The organism is Burkholderia sp. AU32262, assembly GCF_020419985.1.
Lineage (GTDB): Bacteria > Pseudomonadota > Gammaproteobacteria > Burkholderiales > Burkholderiaceae > Burkholderia > Burkholderia semiarida.
Map to the genome: position 1 here is coordinate 93,708 of NZ_JAIZRS010000025.1, position 18,626 is coordinate 112,333.

Below are 18,626 nucleotides of genomic sequence, written 5' to 3' on the forward strand. Positions count from 1 at the left end.
GACGGTATCGGCGCTGCGCGCCGGTACGGCCGGCCGTCCAGGCCGTCCCCAGCTTTTTTCTCGTCAACATCAACAAAAATCATCATTTCGCCCCCGGCGGCGTGTCAGCAGAATGTCTCCATTCCAGCTCACGCGACAGCACGCGCGTCGCACCGAGCCGCACTTCAGAAGGAGACAGCCGTGGCAGTCGAAACAACTTCAATCGATACGCTCGTCGTCGGCGCCGGGCAGGCCGGCATCGCGATGAGCGAGCATCTGGGCAAGCTGGGCGTGCCCCATCTCGTGCTGGAGCGCAGCCGCATCGCCGAGCGCTGGCGCACGGGGCGCTGGGATTCGCTGGTCGCGAACGGCCCCGCGTGGCACGACCGCTTCCCGGGGCTCGAATTCGACGGCCTCGCGCCCGATGCGTTCGCATCGAAAGACCAGGTCGCCGACTACTTCGAAGCGTATGCGCGCAAATTCAACGCGCCGATCCGGACCGGCGTCGAAGTGAAGAGCGTCGTGCGCAACACCGGCAAGCCCGGCTTCGTCGTCGAGACATCCGACGGCACGATCGACGCGAATCGCGTGGTGGTCGCCACCGGTCCGTTCCAGCGCCCGGTGATTCCGCCGATCGCACCGGACGACGCGCGCGTCGTGCAGATCCATTCCGCCGACTATCGCAACCCGGGCCAGCTTCCGGAAGGCGCGGTGCTGGTGGTCGGTGCCGGCTCGTCGGGCGTGCAGATCGCCGACGAACTACAGCGCGCGGGCCGGCAGGTCTATCTGTCGGTCGGGCCGCACGATCGCCCGCCGCGCGCATATCGCGGCCGCGACTTCTGCTGGTGGCTCGGCGTGCTCGGCGAATGGGACAAGGAAGTCGCGACCCCGGGCCGCGAACACGTGACGATCGCGGTGAGCGGCGCGCGCGGCGGCCACACGGTCGATTTCCGCGCGCTCGCGAATCAGGGCGTGACGCTGGTCGGGCTGACCAAGGCGTTCGACGGTGGCGTGGCCACTTTCGAACGCGATCTCGCGATCAATCTCGCGCGTGGCGACGAGAACTACCTGTCACTGCTCGACGCGGCCGACGCCTACGTGGCCCGCAACGGCCTCGACCTGCCGGAAGAACCGGAAGCCCGCCGCATCCTGCCTGACCCGGCATGCGTCGCGCATCCGCTCCTCTCGCTCGATCTCGCCGCCGCCGGCGTCACGTCGATCGTGTGGGCGACCGGCTATGCGATCGACTACGGCTGGCTGAACGTCGACGCATTCGCGCCGAACGGCAAGCCGCAGCACCAGCGCGGCGTGTCGAAGGAGCCGGGCATCTATTTCCTTGGCCTGCCGTGGCTGTCGCGGCGCGGCTCCAGCTTCATCTGGGGCGTGTGGCACGACGCGAAGCACATCGCCGATCACATCGTCACGCAGCGCAAGTACCTCGCGTACCACGACGCGGCGCAGCACTGCGCGGCCGCGCACGCGGCACGGCCCGAAGCCCGCGCGCTCGCCGAAGCGGCGAACTGACCTCCCGACCCAGTCCGCCGCGCCGCGACCGCTTCCGGCGCGGCGGGCGATCATACCGACACTCGAAGGACTTCGATGAGCCAGCCTACCCATACGCGTATCCGCATGTTCAACACGAAGGATACCTACCCGAACCAGACGCTCGACAACGACCTGTGCCAGGCGGTGCGCGCCGGCAACACCGTCTACGTGCGCGGCCAGGTCGGCACCGATTTCGGCGGCAACCTGATCGGCCTCGGCGATGCACGCGCGCAGGCGGAGCAGGCGATGAAGAACGTCAAGCAGTTGCTCGAGGAAGCCGGCAGCGACCTCACGCACATCGTGAAGACGACGACCTACCTGATCGACCCGCGTTATCGCGAACCCGTGTACCAGGAAGTCGGCAAGTGGCTGAAGGGCGTCTATCCGATCTCGACGGGGCTCGTCGTCTCGGCGCTCGGCCAGCCGCAATGGCTGATGGAGATCGACGTGATTGCGGTGATTCCCGACAACGGGCAGCCGAACCGCGCACAGGAGGCGACATGACTTTCTCCATCGTCGGGCGTTGCCCGGAGACGGGCCAGCTCGGTATCGCGATCAGCTCGTCGAGCATCGCGGTGGGCGCACGCTGCCCGTGGGTGCGCGCGGGCGTCGGCGCGGTCGCGACGCAGAACGTCACGCTGCCGGCCCTTGGGCCGCAGACGCTGGACCTGATCGAGCACGAGCAGCTCGCGCCCGCCGCCGCGCTCGACCGCGCGCTGAGCGCGAACGGCTGGAGCCAGTACCGGCAGGTCACGGTGATCGACGGGCAGGGGCAAACGGCGTGTTTCACCGGCAAGGAAGCGCTCGGCACGCACCACGCGGTGCGCGGCGAGCAATGCGTGGCGGCCGGCAACCTGCTGGCTTCGCCCGACGTGATCGGCGCGATGGTGTGCGCGTTCGAGCAGGCGTCCGGCTTGCTTGCCGATCGTCTGCTGGCCGCGATGCACGCGGCGATGGTGGCCGGCGGCGAGGCGGGGCCCGTGCATTCGGCCGCGTTGAAGGTGGCCGGCGACGTGGTCTGGCCGATCGTCGACCTGCGCGTCGACTGGGCCGATACCGACCCGATCGGGCAGCTCGATGCGCTGTGGCGTGCGTATCGGCCGCAGATGCAGGACTACCAGACGCGCGCGCTGGACCCGACCGCCGCGCCGAGCTACGGAGTGCCGGGCGATGAATGACACGTCGAGCCGCGCGTTGCTCGAACGGCTGATCGCGTTCGCGACGGTCAGCCGCGATTCGAACCTCGAGATGATCGGCTTCATCCGCGACTATCTCGCGGCCTTTGGCGTGGCGAGCGAGCTGTTCCACAACGCGGACCGCACAAAGGCGAGCCTGTACGCGACGATCGGCCCGTACGTGCGCGGCGGCGTGGCGCTGTCAGGCCATACCGACGTCGTGCCGGTCGACGGGCAGGCGTGGACGGTCGAGCCGTTCCGGCTGACCGAGCGCGACGGCCGCCTGTACGGCCGCGGCACGGCCGACATGAAGGGTTTCATCGCGTCGGTGCTCGCGGCCGTGCCGGCGTTCGTCGCGCGGCCGTTGCGCGAACCGGTGCATCTCGCGTTCTCGTACGACGAGGAAATCGGTTGCGTCGGCGTGCGGCCGATGCTCGCCGAGTTGGCCAAGCGTGCGCACCGCCCGCGCGTATGCGTGATCGGCGAGCCGACCGAGCTCAAGCCGGTGCTCGGCCACAAAGGCAAGCTGGCGATGCGGTGCCACGTGAAGGGCGCGGCGTGCCACTCGGCGTATGCGCCGCTCGGTGTCAACGCAATCGACTACGCGGCGAAGCTGATCGGCCGGCTTGGCGAGATCGGCGCGGCGCTCGCGCGGCCCGACCGGCACGACAGCCGTTTCGATCCGCCGTTCTCGACTGTGCAGACGGGGCTGATCAAGGGCGGCCGCGCGCTGAACATCGTGCCGGCCGAATGCGAATTCGATTTCGAGGTGCGGGCGCTGCCCGATTTCGATGCGCACGACGTGCCGAGAACGCTGCAGGACTATGCGGAATCCGAACTGTTGCCGAAGATGCGCGCGGTGCAGCCCGATACCGACATCCGGCTGCAGCCGCTCGGTGCGTATCCGGGGCTGGCGACCGCGCCGGACAGCGATGCCGCGCGCCTGCTCGCGACGTTGAGTGGGTCCGACGCGTTCGGCACGGTGGCGTTCGGCACCGAGGGCGGCCTGTTCTGGCAGGCCGGCATTCCGACCGTCGTGTGCGGGCCCGGCAGCATGGATCAGGGGCACAAGCCCGACGAGTTCGTCACGCTCGAACAACTGCACGGATGCGACGCGATGATGGCGCGCCTCGCCGCATATCTCGCTTGCGCCGGCTGAACCGGCGGCCGACACGCACGCATCGCATCGTGCGGCGCGTGCGTGTGCTTGTTCCCGTTCCTGTTTGCGATCGCGGCGCTTACCGCGCCGCTCGAGCGACGATCTGCGCAAGCCGCTCGCGGCAGAAGTCGACGAATGACTGCGCCTGCTTCGTGAGCTGGCCGCGCTTCAGCCGCGCACTCACGAGCCCCGACGGGCTCACCGTTTCGCTGAGCGCGATCGTCACGACGCGCTGGCCGTCGTACGTGTATTCGGAGTGCGGACGCGTGACGAGCAGCGAGAAGCCGAATCCCTGGCCGACCATCCCGCGCACCATCTCGATCGACGGCGAGCCGAACACGATGTTCGGCGTGAGCCCGAGTTCATGAAACAGACTGACGAAGTACGTGCGGCTCGGCTGCACGTCGAGCAGGATCATCGGCTCGACGCACAGGTCGCGCAGCGACACGTGCGTCTGGCCCGCGAACCGATGGTGCTCCGGCAGCAGCACGTACGGCTGCTGTGGCGGCATCAGCGGCTCGGTTTCGATCGTGCCGTCCAGATCGTGGTCGTACATCAGCGCGAGGTCGAACGTGCCCGACGTCAGCCCCTGCACGAGTTCCTGCTGGTCGCCGTCGCGCAGCCGGATGTTCACGCCCGGGTAGCGCTCGCGAAAGCCGGCGATCAGTTGCGGCAGATAGAGCGGCGCGACGGTCTCAAAGCAGCCGATGTCGATCTGCCCGGTGACCACGTCGTTGTCGGCGAGCGCGTTCTGTTCGAACTCGTGCGCGATGCGCAGCAGTTCCTGCGCTTTCCGGTAGAAGCGCGTGCCGCTCGGCGTCAGCGACACGCCCTGCGCGTGATGGCGAATGAACAGCTTCACGCCGAAGCTTTCCTCGAGCCCCTTGATCGCGCTGGAAATCGACGGCTGCGCGATGAAGAGCTGGCGCGACGCCTCGGCGACGCTGCCGGATTCGACCGTCGTGATGAAGTATTTCAGTTGCCGCAAAGTGTAGTGAGCCACAAGCACCTCTGATGCCGGGCCCCGGCGTGCCGCCGCGGGCGCACGTGCGTTCCATAGGGAAACAGACCCTGGCACCTTACCCGAAGTCGTCCGGCGCCGAACATTCCGCTGCAGAGCTTTTTCGTATATCCCGAAAATATTTTTAGTATTTTCCGGTCCCCACCCACGTGGCGCACCATCGTCTCCAACCTGGATCGCGACGAGGCCGCGTACGCCGGCGGGCGTCATCCGCCCCCGTCTGCCGCGCATCGCGCATCCGGACCCGATTGCAGGCGCGCATCCCGGCGCGCACCGGCGAAAACGGCCCGCGCGCATCGCCGCGCACGACAGGAGGCATCACCATGACGAACGCGGAACGCAATGCGTCCCCGATGATAGAGAAGCACACGATCGGCTACGTGCCGCCCACGGAGCGCCACGGCAAGGTGCGCGACCTGTTCACGCTCTGGTTCGGCGGCAACATCGCGCCGCTGCCGATCGTGACCGGCGCGCTCGGCGTGCAGCTGTTCCACCTGAACCTGATGTGGGGCATCGTCGCGATCGTCGTGGGCCAGGCGGTCGGCGGCGTGCTGATGGCCCTGCACTCGGCGCAGGGGCCGCAGATGGGCATCCCGCAGATGATCCAGAGCCGCGCGCAGTTCGGCTCGTGGGGGGCGCTGCTCGTCACGGTGATCGCGGCGGTGATGTATGTCGGTTTCTTCGCGTCGAACATCGTGCTCGCCGGCAAGTCGGTGCACGGCATCGCACCGTCGGTGCCGGTGCCCGTCGGCATCGTGATCGGTGCGGTCGGCTCCGGGCTGATCGGGATCGTCGGTTACCGGTTCATCCACATCCTGAACCGCATCGGCACGTGGGTGCTCGGCATCGGCATCGCCGTCGGCTTCTGGATGATCCTGTCGCACGTGAGCACGGCCGATTTCCTCACGCGCGGCGGTTTCGACTTCGCGGGCTGGCTCGCGACGGTGTCGCTGTCGGCGCTGTGGCAGATCGCGTTCGCGCCGTACGTGTCGGACTATTCGCGCTATCTGCCGGAGGACGTCGGCGTCGCGTCGACGTTCTGGGCGACCTATCTCGGCTGCACGATCGGCTCGACGCTCGCGTTCATCTTCGGCGCGGTCGCGGTGCTCGCGGTGCCCGCCGGCGCGGACACGATGGATGCGGTCAAGCAGGCGACGGGCCCGCTCGGCCCGCTGATGCTCGTGCTGTTCCTGCTGAGCGTGATCAGCCACAACGCGCTGAACCTGTACGGCGCGGTGCTCGCGGTGATCACGTCGGTGCAGACGTTCGCGTACAAGTGGATTCCGACCGCGAAGGCGCGCGCGGTGGTATCGGTCGTGATCTTCGTCGCGTGCTGTTATGCGGCGATCGGCGCGTCGACGAACTTCGTCGGCAACCTCGTCGATCTGGTGCTTGCGCTGCTGGTGGTGCTGGTGCCGTGGACGGCGATCAACCTGATCGACTTCTACGTGATCCACAAGGGCAAGTACGATATTCAGTCGATCTTCATGGCCGACGGCGGCGTGTACGGCCGCTTCAACCCGCAGGCGCTGCTCGCGTATGCGATCGGCATCGTCGTGCAGATTCCGTTCATGAACACGCCGATGTATGCGGGCCCGATTCCCGCGCATCTGGGCGGCGCGGACCTGTCGTGGCTCGTGGGCCTGCTGCTCACCTCGCCGCTGTACTACTGGCTCGCGACGCGCGACAGCGCGTACCGGCGCCGGCAGGGCGCGGCGCATCTGCCGCCGACGGCGGCGCGGTAAACGCGGCGTCGTTCGACGCGATCGAATGAAACGGCCGCTGCATCGGTAGCGATGCGGCGGCCGCGAGGCCGAGGAGCAGGGCGGCAGGCGGGCCGAAGGGCGCGGCGTGTGCCGCGACCCCGCCCGCCCGCGGATCAGACCACCGCCGAGCGCGCGACGCGCACCGGCACCGACTTGTACGACGGCGTGCCGCTTTCCTTGTCGATGTAGTCGAGCGGCACGAGCACGTTCGCTTCCGGATAGTACGCACCGACCGAACCCGGCGCGATGTCGTACTCGATCGCGGTGATCCTCTCGAGGCGCAGTGTGCGGCCCGACGCGGTGACCGTCTCGATGTCGACGAGGTCGCCGTGCTCGAGCCCGTACTTGTCGAGATCGGCCGCGTTCATGAACAGCACGTCACGCCGGCCGAACACGCCGCGATAGCGATCGTCGAGACCGTAGATCGTCGTGTTGTACTGATCGTGGCTGCGCAGCGTGATGAGACGCAGCACCTGCTCGGCGCCGAGCACGTCCGCGTCCTCCTTCACGCCCTTGTAGACCGAGAACATCGCCTTGCCGGTCGGCGTCGGCCATACACGCTCGGTGGGCGGCAGCGGCAGGCGGAAGCCGCCCGGCGTGCGGATCCGCTCGTTGAATGCCTCGAAGCCGGATACCGTCTTGTCGATCAGGTCGCGGATGCGGTCATAGTCGGCGATCAGGTCGAGCCACGCGACCTTGCTGTTCGGCAGCGTCGCGTGTGCGATGCCGGCGACGATCGCGGGCTCCGAGCGCAACTGGTCCGACGCGGGCTTGAGCTTGCCGGCCGACGCGTGGACCATCGACATCGAATCCTCGACCGTGATCGACTGCGGGCCGGTGGCCTGCATGTCGAGCTCGGTGCGGCCGAGCACCGGCAGGATGAAGGTTTCCTTGCCGACCAGCAGATGCGAACGGTTCAGCTTCGTGCCGAGATGCACGCTCAGGTCGAGCTTCGCCATCGCCGGGAACGACAGCTCGGGATCGGGCAGCGCGACCGCGAAGTTGCCACCGAGGCACAGCAGCGCCTTCGCGGTGCCGTCGATCATCGCCTGCATCGCCTGTACCGCGTCGTGCCCGTGCTGCGCGGGCGGCGTGAAGCCGCACACGTCCTCGATCTTCTTCAGGAATTCGGCCGACGGCTTCTCGGTGATGCCGACGGTGCGGTTGCCCTGCACGTTCGAATGGCCGCGCAGCGGGCACACGCCGGCGCCCGGCTTGCCGATGTTGCCGCGCATCAGCAGCAGGTCGGCGATCAGGCGCACGGTGGCCGTGCCCTTGTTGTGCTGCGTGACGCCCATCCCGTACGTGATGATCGTCGCGTTCGACTTCGCGTACGCGAGCGCGACCTGTTCGAGCTGCGCCTGGCTCAGGCCGCTCGCGCGCTCGATGTCGTCCCACGACGTCGCTTCGAGGTCGGCCGAGAATGCATCGAAGCCGTTGGTGTGCTGCGCGATGAAGTCGCGGTCGAGCACGCCGCCTTGCTCGGCTTCGAGCTTCAGCAGCGCCTTCATGATGCCCTTCAGCGCGGCCGCGTCGCCGCCCGCATCGACCTGGTAGTACGTCGACGCGATCCGCGTCGAGCCGAACGACGCCATCTCGATCATGTCCTGCGGATCGGCGAAGCGTTCGAGCGCGCGCTCGCGCAGCGGGTTGAACACGATGATCGGTACGTTGCGGCGCGCGCACTCGTGCAGCGTGCCCATCATCCGCGGATGGTTCGTGCCGGGATTGTGGCCGATCGAGATGATCAGCTCGCAGTGGTCGAAATCCTCCAGCGACACGGTGCCCTTGCCGATGCCGATCGACTGCGGCAGGCCGACGCTGGTCGGCTCGTGACACATGTTCGAGCAATCGGGGAAGTTGTTGGTGCCGAGCTCGCGCGCGAACAGCTGGTACAGGTACGCGGCTTCGTTCGACGCGCGGCCGGACGTGTAGAACTCGACCTGCTCGGGCGGCAGCGCGCGCAGCACTTCGCCGATGCGCGCGAATGCGTCGTCCCATTCGATCGCGCGGAACGTGCCGGTCGCGCGGTCGTAGGCGAGCGGATGCGTGAGCCGGCCCATGTTCTCCAGTTCGTAGTCCGACATGCGCAGCAGCGACGACACGGTGTTCGCCGCGAAGAACTCGGGCGTCACGCGCTTGGTCGTCGCTTCCCACGTGACGGCCTTCGCGCCGTTCTCGCAGAACTGGAACGTCGACTTGTGCTCCTTGTCCGGCCACGCACAACCGGGACAGTCGAAGCCGTCGGGCTGGTTGGTCCGCATCAGCACGATCGGCGCCTCGATGGTTTCCATCTGCGTGCGTACCGCATCGGCTGTCGCGCGAAGCGCGCCCCAACCGCCGGCGGGCCCGTCGTATTTCCTGATGCCTGGCACTTCGCGTCGATTTGTCATGGTGAATCTCCAATAGCCGGGCCCGATGCGGGTGGCTCGGTTGCGCCGTGTCGCGGCGTGGGGCGGCTCCGTCCGGCGGACGGAGCCGGTCATGCGTGCCCCGGGTGGCGGGGCACGCGTTTTTTTAGTGCGCGTCCTTCTTCGCGCCGGACGATTTCTTGCCGGGCTTCGCCGCGGGCGGCGGAGCGTCGGCGGGGGCGTCGTCCGCCTTCACGTCTGCTGCCGCCTTGGCGGTTTTGCCGTTCGGTTTGGCCTTGCCGTCGGCGTCCTTCGCGTCTTTCGCTTCCTTCGCTTCCTTCGCTTCAGGCGCGGCGAGCTTGTTGAACGTCACTTCGTCGCTGTCCTTGTCGTAGTCGACCTCGCACTTGTCGCCCGACTTCAGCCGGTCCGCGAGGATCTCTTTCGCGAGCCGCGTCTCGATGGTCTGCCGGATCTGACGCTTCAACTCGCGCGCGCCGAACTCCGGCTGGTAGCCGGCTTCGGTCAGGTGCGCGACGAGCGAGTCGCCCATCACGAGCGTGATGTCCTGCGCGGCGGCCGTGCGCACCACGCGGTCGAGCTGGATCTGCACGATCGCGCGGATGTTCTCCTTCGACAGCGCGTGGAACACGATCACCTCGTCGATCCGGTTCAGGAACTCGGGGCGGAAATGCCCTTTGAGCACCTGCATCAGTTCGTCGCGGATCGCCTTGTCGGTCTTGCGCGCGGCTTCCGGCTGCGTGAGGTTGTCCATGATGATCGCCGCGCCGAGGTTGCTGGTCGCGATGATGATCGTGTTGCTGAAATCGACCACGCGGCCCTTGCCGTCGGTGAGACGCCCGTCGTCGAACACCTGCAGCAGCACGTTGTAGACGTCCGGATGCGCCTTCTCGATCTCGTCGAGCAGGATCACGCTGTACGGGCGGCGCCGCACGCGCTCGGTGAGCTGGCCGCCTTCGTCGTAGCCGACGTAGCCGGGCGGCGCGCCGATCAGCCGCGCGACCGCGTGGCGTTCCATGTATTCGGACATGTCGATGCGGATGATCGCCTGCTCGTCACCGAACACGGTCTCGGCCAGCGCCTTCGCGAGTTCGGTCTTGCCGACGCCCGTCGGCCCGAGGAACAGGAACGTCGCGATCGGCCGGTGCGTCTGGCCGAGCCCCGCGCGCGACAGCCGCACGGCATCGCTGACGGCGACCACCGCATCGCTCTGGCCGACCACGCGCTCGCGCAGCTGCTCTTCCATCTTCAGCAGCTTCTGGCGTTCTTCCTGCGTGAGCTCGGACACGGGGATGCCGGTCAGCCGCGACACGACCTCGGCCACCGATTCGACGGTCACTTCGAGCGTTTCCGAGCCGGTCTTGCGCTGCCACGCCTCCATCATCTCGTCGACGGCCTTCTGCTTCGCGTTGATCTGCTCTTCGAACTGTTTCGCTTCGTCGAAGCGCTTGCGCGACGTCGCATAATCCTGCTCGCGCTTCAGTTGCGCGATCTGCGCTTCGCCTTCCTGAATGTCGACCGGGCGCGACGTCGCGCCGATCCGCACGCGCGCGGCCGCCTGGTCGATCAGGTCGATCGCCTTGTCGGGCAGGAAGCGCGACGTGATGTAGCGGTCGGCGAACTCGGCGGCCGCGACGAACGCGTCGTCGGCGAACGTCACCTGGTGGTGCGCCTCGAGGCTGTCGCGCAGCCCGCGCAGGATCACGATCGTCTGCTCGACGCTCGGCTCCGGCACGAACACCGGCTGGAAACGGCGTTCGAGCGCGGCGTCCTTCTCGATGTACTTCTGGTATTCGTTGAGCGTCGTCGCGCCGATCAGGCTCAGCTCGCCGCGTGCGAGCGCGGGCTTCAGCACGTTCGCGATGTCGAGGCCGCCTTCGCCGCCGCCCTGGCCCGCGCCGACGATCGTGTGCAGCTCGTCGATGAACAGGATCAGTTCGTCCTGCTTCGCGGTCACCTCGTCGATCAGCTGCTTCGCGCGTTCCTCGAATTCGCCGCGATACTTCGCGCCGGCCACCATCGAGTTGATGTTGACTTCGACGAGCCGCTTGTCGCGCAGCACTTCGGGCACGTCGCCGTTGACGATGCGCTGCGCGAGGCCTTCGACGATCGCGGTCTTGCCGACGCCCGGCTCGCCGATCAGCACCGGGTTGTTCTTCTTGCGGCGGGCGAGCACCTCGATCGTGCTCTCGATTTCCTGCGCGCGGCCGAGCACCGGATCGAGCTTGCCCTGGCGCGCGATCGCGGTGAGGTCGCGGCCGAACTTGTCGAGGTTCGGCGTGCCGGTCGGCGCATCGACGCGGCCGTCCTCGGCGCCCTTGCCGACCACCTTCACGACCTTCTGGCGCAGCGCCTCGGGCGTCACGCCGTATTTCTTCAGCAACGTGCCGGCGACACTGTCCGGCACCGCCGCGAGCCCGATCAGCAGGTGCTCGGGGCCGATATACGAGTGGCCGAGATCGCGCGACGCCTGGAACGCATGCTGCACGGCCTTCTTCACGCGCGGCGAGATCGACAGCTTGTCGAGCGGCGCATCGGGGGCGGCCGTGCCGGTGTGTGCATGCGCGTCGATGTACGACTTGATGTCGTCCGGCGACAGCTTCAGTTCCTTCAGCAGCGCGGCGCAGACGTCGGTGTCCGCGAGCGCGTACAGCAGATGCTCGGAATCGAGTTCGCCGCGGCGCAATTCATGCGCCTTCTCGGCCGCGCGCTGCAGCAGTTCGAGCGTCTGTTCGCTGAACGCGTCGGTCGGGTCGACCGATTCGCGCGGAATCTCGGCGGCGAGCGGCGATTCGTCGCCGAGCCCGCCGAACAGCGACGACGGTCCGCCTCCGCCCAGCAGCGAATCGAACGGATTCAGCATGCTCTGATGCCGCATCAGTTGACGGAAATGGTAATCGCAGATCGAGATCGTCTTGCGCTCGCCGTCCTGCATCACGGTTGCGCGCGCAACGGCCGGCCGCGCGTGGCAGATATCGCAAAGTGCGGGCATGGTGGTCGGGCTCCTGTCGGTGAAGGTGGGTCGAAGGTGCGGCCCGATGCGGTGCGGCGCTCGCGCGTCCCGACCGCACGTGCACGGCGCGCACCGCGGCGGCGCGCGCGCCGCACCCGTGCGGTCGCATGGCGCGCGCCGGCGTGGCGCACGGTCGCGGTCGGGGCGGGAAGCGCGAGTGCCGCGAGGAGCCCGCGGCATCGCTTCGACTGCGTTCAAAATAACGAATCGGCGTGGGCCATCCAAGACACAGTTCCTGGTCGGGCCGGCCGCGAATTGCACCCTCACATGGGCGCGCGATTCGGCGGCAAGGAGTACAGACGGGCAAGCGCGCGTCGGCGCGGGCGTGCGCGGCGTGTGCGGCTGGCGGTGGAACGGGGCGGGAACCGACGGCGTGCGAACGGCACGCGGTGCGACATCGGCGCGCATGGTGCCGGCCGCCGGCAAACGGGGCGCGAAACGGGGCGCAACACGCGATGCAACACGCGGCGCGGGTGCGAACCGGTGACGTCCGACCGCGCCCGCACCGCAGCCGATGCGCGCCGTGGGGCCGGCGAAGGCGAGGGCGGGTTGCACGGTAGACGCCGGGCATCGCGCAACCATGGTGAGCCGCGATCAGTCCGACAGGTTCATCGCGAGCCGTTGCCGTGCGATCTGTTTCACGTCGGCGGACAGTGCCGCATTCGGCAGACCATTGGCCCAGACGGAGAACGAATCCTCGATCAGGTTGCGCGTGTCGGGCGGCAGCTCGGCCAGCATCAGCGACACGACGGTAAACAGCACGGCGGTGTCGCCGGCCTGGCGGCTCGCGTTGGCGTCGACCGTCTGCTTCAGGGTCGCGACGGACGCCTGCAGCGCCTGTAATGCGTCATTTGATTCGCTCACGACATTCTCCATGCAAGATGGGCTGGATCGGCGACGAACCTGCGGCCGGCGGGGCGGCCGTCGCGTGCGGCGCCCGGGCGGGCACCGCGCGCCGGCAACCGCGCTCAGGCGGCCGCGTTGCCCTGCGGCGCCACGGCCACCGATGCCTCGCTCGTCAGCATCAGGAACGTGAACGTTTCGCGCAGGTACAGGCGGACGCTCTTGTCGGTGTGGCTCGTGTAGCCGATCGACACGTCTTCGCCGAGATGCAGCTCGTAATCGCCGCCGCGCGTGGACAGCACGCAGCCGCCGCTGATCGCCGGCGCCCAGATGATCTCGCCGCTGACGATGCGCTTGATATGGCCGAGGACCGGATAGCCCTGGTCGCGCGCTTCGCTGAGCGCGGTGTATGCGTCCGACCCGAGCACGACCGAGTACGGCCCGTCCACCCCGGCGAGGCGCAGCGCTTCCAGCGCGTCGCTGATCGCGTCCGGGTACGCGGCGACATCCGCCGGCAGCGTGAGCCGGCGGTTCGACGTGCCTTCGCGGACGCCGACGATGCCGGCCGCGCGGTAGCCGTCGAAGATCGCGCCGTCCTCGGCGAATGCGAGCCGCTGCGCGGCTTCCTTCGCCGGCTGCCAGTCGGCGTCGCGCGCGCCGCGCTCGACGCTGTCGATCGCGTCGCGGCTCAGCTCGAACGGCACCGTCAGCTCGACGATCGTGCGCGCTTCGCGCAGCCGCGCGTTCACGAGCTCGCGCGGCGCGGCGACGTCGAGCAGGTGCCCGGTGCCGACCGCCGACAGTTCGGGGCCTGCGGGGCCCTCGACGTCGACGACGCGGCGCCCGGCCACCGAGCGTTTGAAGGTGCGCGCCACTTCCTCCTCGATTTGTTCCCAGGCGGACGACGAGATCGGGGCGAGTTCGCGGTGCAGGTTATTCATAGGTCGGGGTTCCTTTCAGCGAGCCGATGTTCAGCGAGCCGTCGCGCTGCGGTGCGCAAGGCGCGGGCGGCGTGGATTCCGGTTGGGCGGCGTCGGCGGCCGGCGCCGCGCGGTCGGCGAGCGCTTCGAGCAGGTCGGCCGACGGCACGAAGAACAGCGAGCCGGTGACCGCGCGGCTGTAGTCGAGCAGGCGGTCGTAGTTGCCGGGCGGGCGGCCGACGAACATGTTCTCGAGCATCTGCTCGATCGGCGCCGGCGAGCGCGCATAGCCGATGAAATAGGTGCCGAATTCGCCGGCGCCCGGGCGCCCGAACGGCATGTTGTCGCGCAGGATCTTCACTTCCTGGCCGCCCTCGTCGAGCGTGGTCAGCGAGCTGTGCGAGCACGACGGCTTCACATCCGGCGCGAGCTCGATGTCGGACAGTTTGGTGCGGCCGATGATGCGCTCCTGCGTCTCGACCGCGAGCGCGTTCCAGCCGGCCATGTCGTGCAGGTACTTCTGCACGAGCACGTAGCTGCCGCCCGCGAATTCGGCGTCCTCGTCGCCGATCACCGTGAAGTCGACGGCCTCGCGGCCTTCCGGGTTCTCGGTGCCGTCGACGAAGCCGATCATCGCGCGCTGGTCGAAATTGCGGAAGCCGTGCACCTCGTCGACGACCGTGACCGCATCGCCGAGCGCGCCGAGCAGTTGCGTCGCGAGCTCGAAGCACAGGTCCATCGCTTCGGCGCGGATGTGCAGCAGGATGTCGCCGGGCGTCGCGATGGCGACGCGCTGGCCGGCGCCGAATTCGCGGAACGGATGCAGCGACGCGGGGCGCGGCTCGCCGAACAGCGCATCCCATGCGTCGGAGCCGAAGCCGCATACGCACGTGAGGTTGCCGCCCGGCACGCGCTTGCCGACCGAGCGCACGAGCGCGGCGATGTCGCCGCACCATGAACGGATCGTGTCGGCGTGATCGGCGCCCGGATTGATCGTCGCCACGAGAAAGATCGCGCTGCGCGTGATCGTGCTGTGAACGGCCTGGGAGAGCGGGGGAGGGGTGGTCTGCATCGCGGCCTGCCGGTCAGTCATGTCGGGACGGACGGGCCGCGGCAGCCGCGGCGCGCGAAGGCGAACGGTTGAACTGTGTCATGCGACTGATCTCTTTATGACGTGCGGATGAAGGACGTTGCGCGGGCATCGCGCAACGGGCCGCCGCGGCGGCCGGCCCCCCGGCGCGAAGGGGAAGCAGACGTGGGGGCCGCGCGTTCGCCCGGCGCGTGACCGCCTGCACCGCGTAACGTCGTCGAGCATGCAATCTAGCAGCTTCGGCGGGTCTTTGGAACACGTATCGACGATCTGTCATTCGAATGGGTTGATCGAGGTCCGATTGGGCGCGGCGCGCGTGCAGCTGTACTCCTGAAACCGGCGACGCTGTGCTCTTGAGCGGGCGTGGCGCATGCAGTAGATTGGGTTCGCTCCGCCCGGCGACGGTCATCATGATGAACCTTTTGGAAGCGATGCGTATTTTCGGTGCAATCGTCGGGCACGGCGGGCCGTCCGGCGCGGGCTTTCCGTTCCCCGAGATCCCTTGCCGCGGCGACGGCGCGTCGATCGCGGCACCTACGACACTGTGAGCGCGTTGAATACATCCACTGCATCCGCCGATACGGCCGCCGAACGCATCCGCCGCCGCTTCGGCCATTTCCTTCATGCGGCCGAGTTGGCCGGGCTGGTCGTGATCGGGCTCGCGACCGCGTTCGCGATGGCGCAGGAGGCGTGGAAGGTCGTGCTCGCGGGCGAGGTGTCGCTGACCGACCTGCTGCTGATGTTCCTGTATCTGGAAGTGCTCGCGATGGACTTGCGCTACCTGCGGCTCGGCCGGTTGCCGGTGCGGTTCCCGCTGTTCATCGCGATGACGTCGCTCGCGCGCGACCTGATCCTGCGCGGCGCGACCGACAGCCCCGAGCGGATGCTGATGACGACCTTCGGGATCGTGCTGCTCGCGGTCGGCGTGCTGATCCTGAGCTTCGGCCAGCATCGCTTTCCGGCGGACGTCGACGATGTCGAGGACGACGTGCATGCCAGCCGATAACGCGCGGGCGGCGTTCGAAGCGAAGCCCGACGCGCCGTACACGGCGCGGCGGCTCGGCCCTCATTCAATCAAGCGAGGTGTTGCACGACCAGACAATTGATCGTCGCCGTGTTCGGCAGCGTCGAGACGGCCCGCCAGGCCGCGCACGATTTCGACGCGCTGTCGGAGAAGAGCGAAGGATTCCACATCGAGAATGGCGTCGTCGTCGAGAAGGACGCGAACGGCAAGCTCGCGGTGCTCGACGCCGAATCGCGGCCGTTCAAGGGCGGCGTGATCGGCGCGCTCGCGGGTGGGTTGCTCGGCCTGCTCGCCGGGCCGCTCGGCGTGGTGACCGGCATGGCGGCCGGCGCGGGTGCCGGCATTCTCGCGCAGGCGGCCGGCAACGCGCTGCTCGACGGCACGTTCGTCGAGACGGTCGCGGCGCGGCTCGTGCCCGGCAGCGTCGCGGTCATTCTCGAAGCGAAGGAGGACACGCCGTTCTCGGTCGACAACGTCGTGACGGGATTCGGCGGCAAGGTCTTTCGCCAGGCGCTCGGCTGAGCGCGCACCTTTCGAACCGATTCGGGAGAACCGCATGCGCATCGATCAATCGTACCGGCGCTTCGACATCGCGGCGACGCTGTCGCCGCTGCCCGGCAACCGCGCGATCGCGAGCGTCGACGTGACGACCGACGATCCGGGCCGCCTCGCCGATCTCGGCACCGGCCAGTTCCTGCAGATCCGCAAGTGGCTCGAGTCGAACGACGTCGCGCTGCTGACGGTGGTGTTCGACGAGTGCAAGGTCGCGATCGACCACTACGCGGACAACGTCGACGACGCGTGAGGGCGAGCGAGCCCGCGCATTCATGGGCGGGTTGCGCTTCGCCGCCGCCGGCGCGCCGCCATCTGCGATGCATCATGACGTGCGCCGGGCAGGCGGCTGCCGCGCGATCGCGCGCGGGCCGCGCCGTCGCATTCGCATCTGTTCACCACGCCGGCCGGAATTGCCGTTTCCCCGCCAAACTGTCACTTACATTCGCCGAAATGACGCAGTAGGATGCCGAACCTTGTCTTCATGAGATTCGCATTGCTATTCGCCTTCAACTTCGGTAACGGACGAGGTTCCAGCCGGGACACCCGCACCCGGCGACGGCTATCCGGCTTCGTGCGTCGGCACAGCCGGGCCGCCCATGCGGCGCAGGCCGGTTCATCGCTCGCGGGGCGAGGCGGATGAAGCTCTACGAGAAATTTGCGAACGACGTAGAGCGACTCATTCGGCAAGGGGTATATCGGCACGGCGATCGCGTGCCGTCGGTGCGGCAGGCGAGCCAGCAACACCGGATCAGCATCACGACCGTGCTGCATGCGTATCTGCTGCTGGAAAGCCGCGGGCTGCTCGAAAGCCGTCCGCAGTCCGGCTATTTCGTGAACCTGCGGCGCGACGACGGCCATGCGCCGGTGCGCGAGCTGCGGCCGTCGAAGCCGATCGCGATCTCGTCGTCGGTCGACGTGAGCCGGCTCGTGCTGTCCACGCTGCGCTCGATCGGCACGGACGACGCGGTGCCGCTGGGTTCGCCGTATCCGGACCCGAGCTTGTTCCCGTTCGAGAAGCTGAACCGCTATGCGTACGCGGCCGGCCGCGACAAGTCGCTGTGGGGCGTGACCGACGGGCTGCCGCCGGGCCATCCGCGGCTGATCCGGCAGATCGCACGCCGCTACCTGGAAAACGGGATGTCGGTGGACCCGAACGAGATCATCGTGACGGTCGGCGCGACGGAGGCGATCAACCTGTGCCTGCAGGCGGTGGCGAAGCCGGGCGACACGATCGCGGTGGAGTCGCCGACGTTCTACGCGATGCTGCACGCGATCGAGCGGATGGGGATGAAGGCGATCGAGGTGGCCACGCATCCGGAATACGGGATCGACATCGCGGCGCTGGCCGCGATCGCGAAGTCGCAGCCGATCGCCGCGTGCATGGTGATGCCGAATTTCCAGAACCCGCTGGGCTTTCAGATGCCGGACGAGCGAAAACGCGAACTGGTCGAATTCGCAACGAAGGCCGACCTGCCGATCATCGAGAACGGCGTGTACAACGAACTGTATTTCGGCAACACGCATCCGAGCATGCTGAAGTCGTTCGACCGCCATGGCATCGTGCTGCACTGTTCGTCGTTCTCGAAGAGCCTGACGGCCGCGTACCGGATCGGCTGGGCACTGCCGGGCCGCTATCGCGAACAGGTCGAGAAGCTGAAGTTCCTGAATACGCTGGCGACGCCGTCGTTGCCGCAACTGGCGATCGCGGAGTTTCTCGAACGCGACGGCTACGAGCATCACCTGCGGCGGATCCGGAAGGCGTATGCGCAGCAGGCGAACCTGATGCGCGCGATGGTGTCGCGGTTCTTTCCGGAGGGCACGCGCATTTCGAGCCCGGCGGGCGGGTACGTGCTGTGGGTCGAGCTGCCCGCGCAGGTCGATGCGATGCGGCTGTACCAGCTCGCGCTGGAGCAGGGGATCACGATCGGGCCCGGCTACATGTTCTCGATCACGGACAACTACCGGAACTTCATCCGGTTGAACTACAGCAGCCCGTGGTCGCAGGAGATCGAGCAGGCGGTTGTCGTCGTCGGCAAGCTAGTGTCCTGTTCCGCTGATTCGCGAGCAAAGTCGATGCAGCTTTTCGAGGATGGAATCGGCTGACGCGGTCCAGACGAACGGTTTGCAGTTTTCGTTGTAGTGGGAAACGAATTGATCGATTCGC

Annotated in this window: 14 protein-coding genes and 2 pseudogenes; 9 read left to right on the forward strand and 7 right to left on the reverse strand. The window is 67.8% G+C overall.

Features of this window, described 5'->3' with window-relative positions; translation table 11 throughout:
* Positions 1-180 precede the first annotated feature (180 nt).
* The 4 genes from LGN10_RS26245 to argE all read left to right on the forward strand — a co-directional run bounded on the left by LGN10_RS26245 (position 181) and on the right by argE (position 3,858).
* Positions 181-1,503, forward strand: a complete 1,323-nt coding sequence (locus LGN10_RS26245; protein ID WP_226225535.1) for a flavin-containing monooxygenase — start codon at positions 181-183, stop codon at positions 1,501-1,503.
* A 75-nt stretch (positions 1,504-1,578) separates the two neighbouring features.
* Complete coding sequence (locus LGN10_RS26250; protein WP_059574963.1) at positions 1,579-2,028, forward strand: RidA family protein; 450 nt, start codon at positions 1,579-1,581, stop codon at positions 2,026-2,028.
* Complete coding sequence (locus LGN10_RS26255; protein ID WP_226225537.1) at positions 2,025-2,702, forward strand: DUF1028 domain-containing protein; 678 nt, start codon at positions 2,025-2,027, stop codon at positions 2,700-2,702. Before LGN10_RS26250 ends, LGN10_RS26255 begins: the two co-directional genes overlap by 4 nt.
* Complete coding sequence (gene argE, locus LGN10_RS26260) at positions 2,695-3,858, forward strand: acetylornithine deacetylase (protein ID WP_226225539.1); 1,164 nt, start codon at positions 2,695-2,697, stop codon at positions 3,856-3,858. Before LGN10_RS26255 ends, argE begins: the two co-directional genes overlap by 8 nt.
* 79 nt (positions 3,859-3,937) lie before the next feature.
* On the opposite strand, the gene LGN10_RS26265 is transcribed toward argE, so the two are convergent.
* The gene (locus LGN10_RS26265) at positions 3,938-4,861 is read right to left on the reverse strand and encodes a LysR substrate-binding domain-containing protein (RefSeq protein ID WP_059574969.1); all 924 of its coding nucleotides are present in this window, start codon (positions 4,859-4,861) and stop codon (positions 3,938-3,940) included.
* Between the two features lie 341 nt (positions 4,862-5,202).
* Here LGN10_RS26265 and LGN10_RS26270 point away from each other — a divergent pair, with 341 nt between their 5' ends.
* Positions 5,203-6,624 (forward strand): purine-cytosine permease family protein, encoded by a 1,422-nt coding sequence (locus tag LGN10_RS26270; RefSeq protein ID WP_059642907.1) that lies wholly within the window; start codon positions 5,203-5,205, stop codon positions 6,622-6,624.
* Between the two features lie 134 nt (positions 6,625-6,758).
* Here the strand turns inward: LGN10_RS26270 and LGN10_RS26275 are convergent, their stop codons facing one another.
* The 5 genes from LGN10_RS26275 to LGN10_RS26295 form a co-directional block, all read right to left on the reverse strand.
* Positions 6,759-9,038 carry an FdhF/YdeP family oxidoreductase gene (locus LGN10_RS26275; protein ID WP_226225541.1) on the reverse strand — a complete coding sequence of 760 codons (2,280 nt, stop codon included), beginning with the start codon at positions 9,036-9,038 and terminating at the stop codon, positions 6,759-6,761.
* 124 nt (positions 9,039-9,162) lie between these two features.
* Positions 9,163-12,009 carry an ATP-dependent Clp protease ATP-binding subunit gene (locus LGN10_RS26280; RefSeq protein WP_226225543.1) on the reverse strand — a complete coding sequence of 949 codons (2,847 nt, stop codon included), beginning with the start codon at positions 12,007-12,009 and terminating at the stop codon, positions 9,163-9,165.
* Positions 12,010-12,624: 615 nt separating this feature from the next.
* On the reverse strand, positions 12,625-12,894 hold the full coding sequence (locus tag LGN10_RS26285) for a hypothetical protein (RefSeq protein ID WP_060310547.1): 270 nt from the start codon (positions 12,892-12,894) through the stop codon (positions 12,625-12,627).
* Between the two features lie 104 nt (positions 12,895-12,998).
* On the reverse strand, positions 12,999-13,814 hold the full coding sequence (locus tag LGN10_RS26290) for a family 1 encapsulin nanocompartment shell protein (RefSeq protein WP_226225545.1): 816 nt from the start codon (positions 13,812-13,814) through the stop codon (positions 12,999-13,001).
* The gene (locus LGN10_RS26295; RefSeq protein WP_226225547.1) at positions 13,807-14,886 is read right to left on the reverse strand and encodes a Dyp-type peroxidase; all 1,080 of its coding nucleotides are present in this window, start codon (positions 14,884-14,886) and stop codon (positions 13,807-13,809) included. Before LGN10_RS26295 ends, LGN10_RS26290 begins: the two co-directional genes overlap by 8 nt.
* Positions 14,887-15,436: 550 nt before the next feature.
* On the opposite strand from LGN10_RS26295, the gene LGN10_RS26300 reads away from it, so the two are divergent.
* From LGN10_RS26300 to LGN10_RS26315, 4 genes and pseudogenes are all read left to right on the forward strand, one after another.
* Complete coding sequence (locus tag LGN10_RS26300) at positions 15,437-15,889, forward strand: phosphate-starvation-inducible protein PsiE (protein WP_059642901.1); 453 nt, start codon at positions 15,437-15,439, stop codon at positions 15,887-15,889.
* A gap of 96 nt (positions 15,890-15,985) precedes the next feature.
* Positions 15,986-16,429, forward strand: coding sequence for a DUF1269 domain-containing protein (locus tag LGN10_RS26305; protein ID WP_226225548.1), 444 nt, complete (start codon positions 15,986-15,988; stop codon positions 16,427-16,429).
* Between the two features lie 34 nt (positions 16,430-16,463).
* Positions 16,464-16,712, forward strand: coding sequence for a hypothetical protein (locus LGN10_RS26310; RefSeq protein WP_006481293.1), 249 nt, complete (start codon positions 16,464-16,466; stop codon positions 16,710-16,712).
* A gap of 386 nt (positions 16,713-17,098) precedes the next feature.
* A pseudogene (locus LGN10_RS26315) lies at positions 17,099-18,508 on the forward strand (PLP-dependent aminotransferase family protein); the annotation flags it as partial.
* Here LGN10_RS26315 and LGN10_RS26320 read toward each other — a convergent pair.
* Positions 18,500-18,626 (reverse strand): annotated as a pseudogene (locus LGN10_RS26320) (IS630 family transposase); the annotation flags it as partial. The pseudogenes LGN10_RS26315 and LGN10_RS26320 sit on opposite strands and share 9 nt — an antisense overlap.

Coding starts and splice junctions, on each gene's coding strand:
- LGN10_RS26310 (WP_006481293.1), top strand. CDS start 16,464: ATGCGCATCGATCAATCGTACCGGCGCTTCGACATCGCGGCGACGCTG.
- LGN10_RS26275 (WP_226225541.1), bottom strand. CDS start 9,038: ATGACAAATCGACGCGAAGTGCCAGGCATCAGGAAATACGACGGGCCC.
- LGN10_RS26295 (WP_226225547.1), bottom strand. CDS start 14,886: ATGACTGACCGGCAGGCCGCGATGCAGACCACCCCTCCCCCGCTCTCC.
- LGN10_RS26270 (WP_059642907.1), top strand. CDS start 5,203: ATGACGAACGCGGAACGCAATGCGTCCCCGATGATAGAGAAGCACACG.
- LGN10_RS26255 (WP_226225537.1), top strand. CDS start 2,025: ATGACTTTCTCCATCGTCGGGCGTTGCCCGGAGACGGGCCAGCTCGGT.
- LGN10_RS26290 (WP_226225545.1), bottom strand. CDS start 13,814: ATGAATAACCTGCACCGCGAACTCGCCCCGATCTCGTCGTCCGCCTGG.
- argE (WP_226225539.1), top strand. CDS start 2,695: ATGAATGACACGTCGAGCCGCGCGTTGCTCGAACGGCTGATCGCGTTC.
- LGN10_RS26280 (WP_226225543.1), bottom strand. CDS start 12,009: ATGCCCGCACTTTGCGATATCTGCCACGCGCGGCCGGCCGTTGCGCGC.
- LGN10_RS26250 (WP_059574963.1), top strand. CDS start 1,579: ATGAGCCAGCCTACCCATACGCGTATCCGCATGTTCAACACGAAGGAT.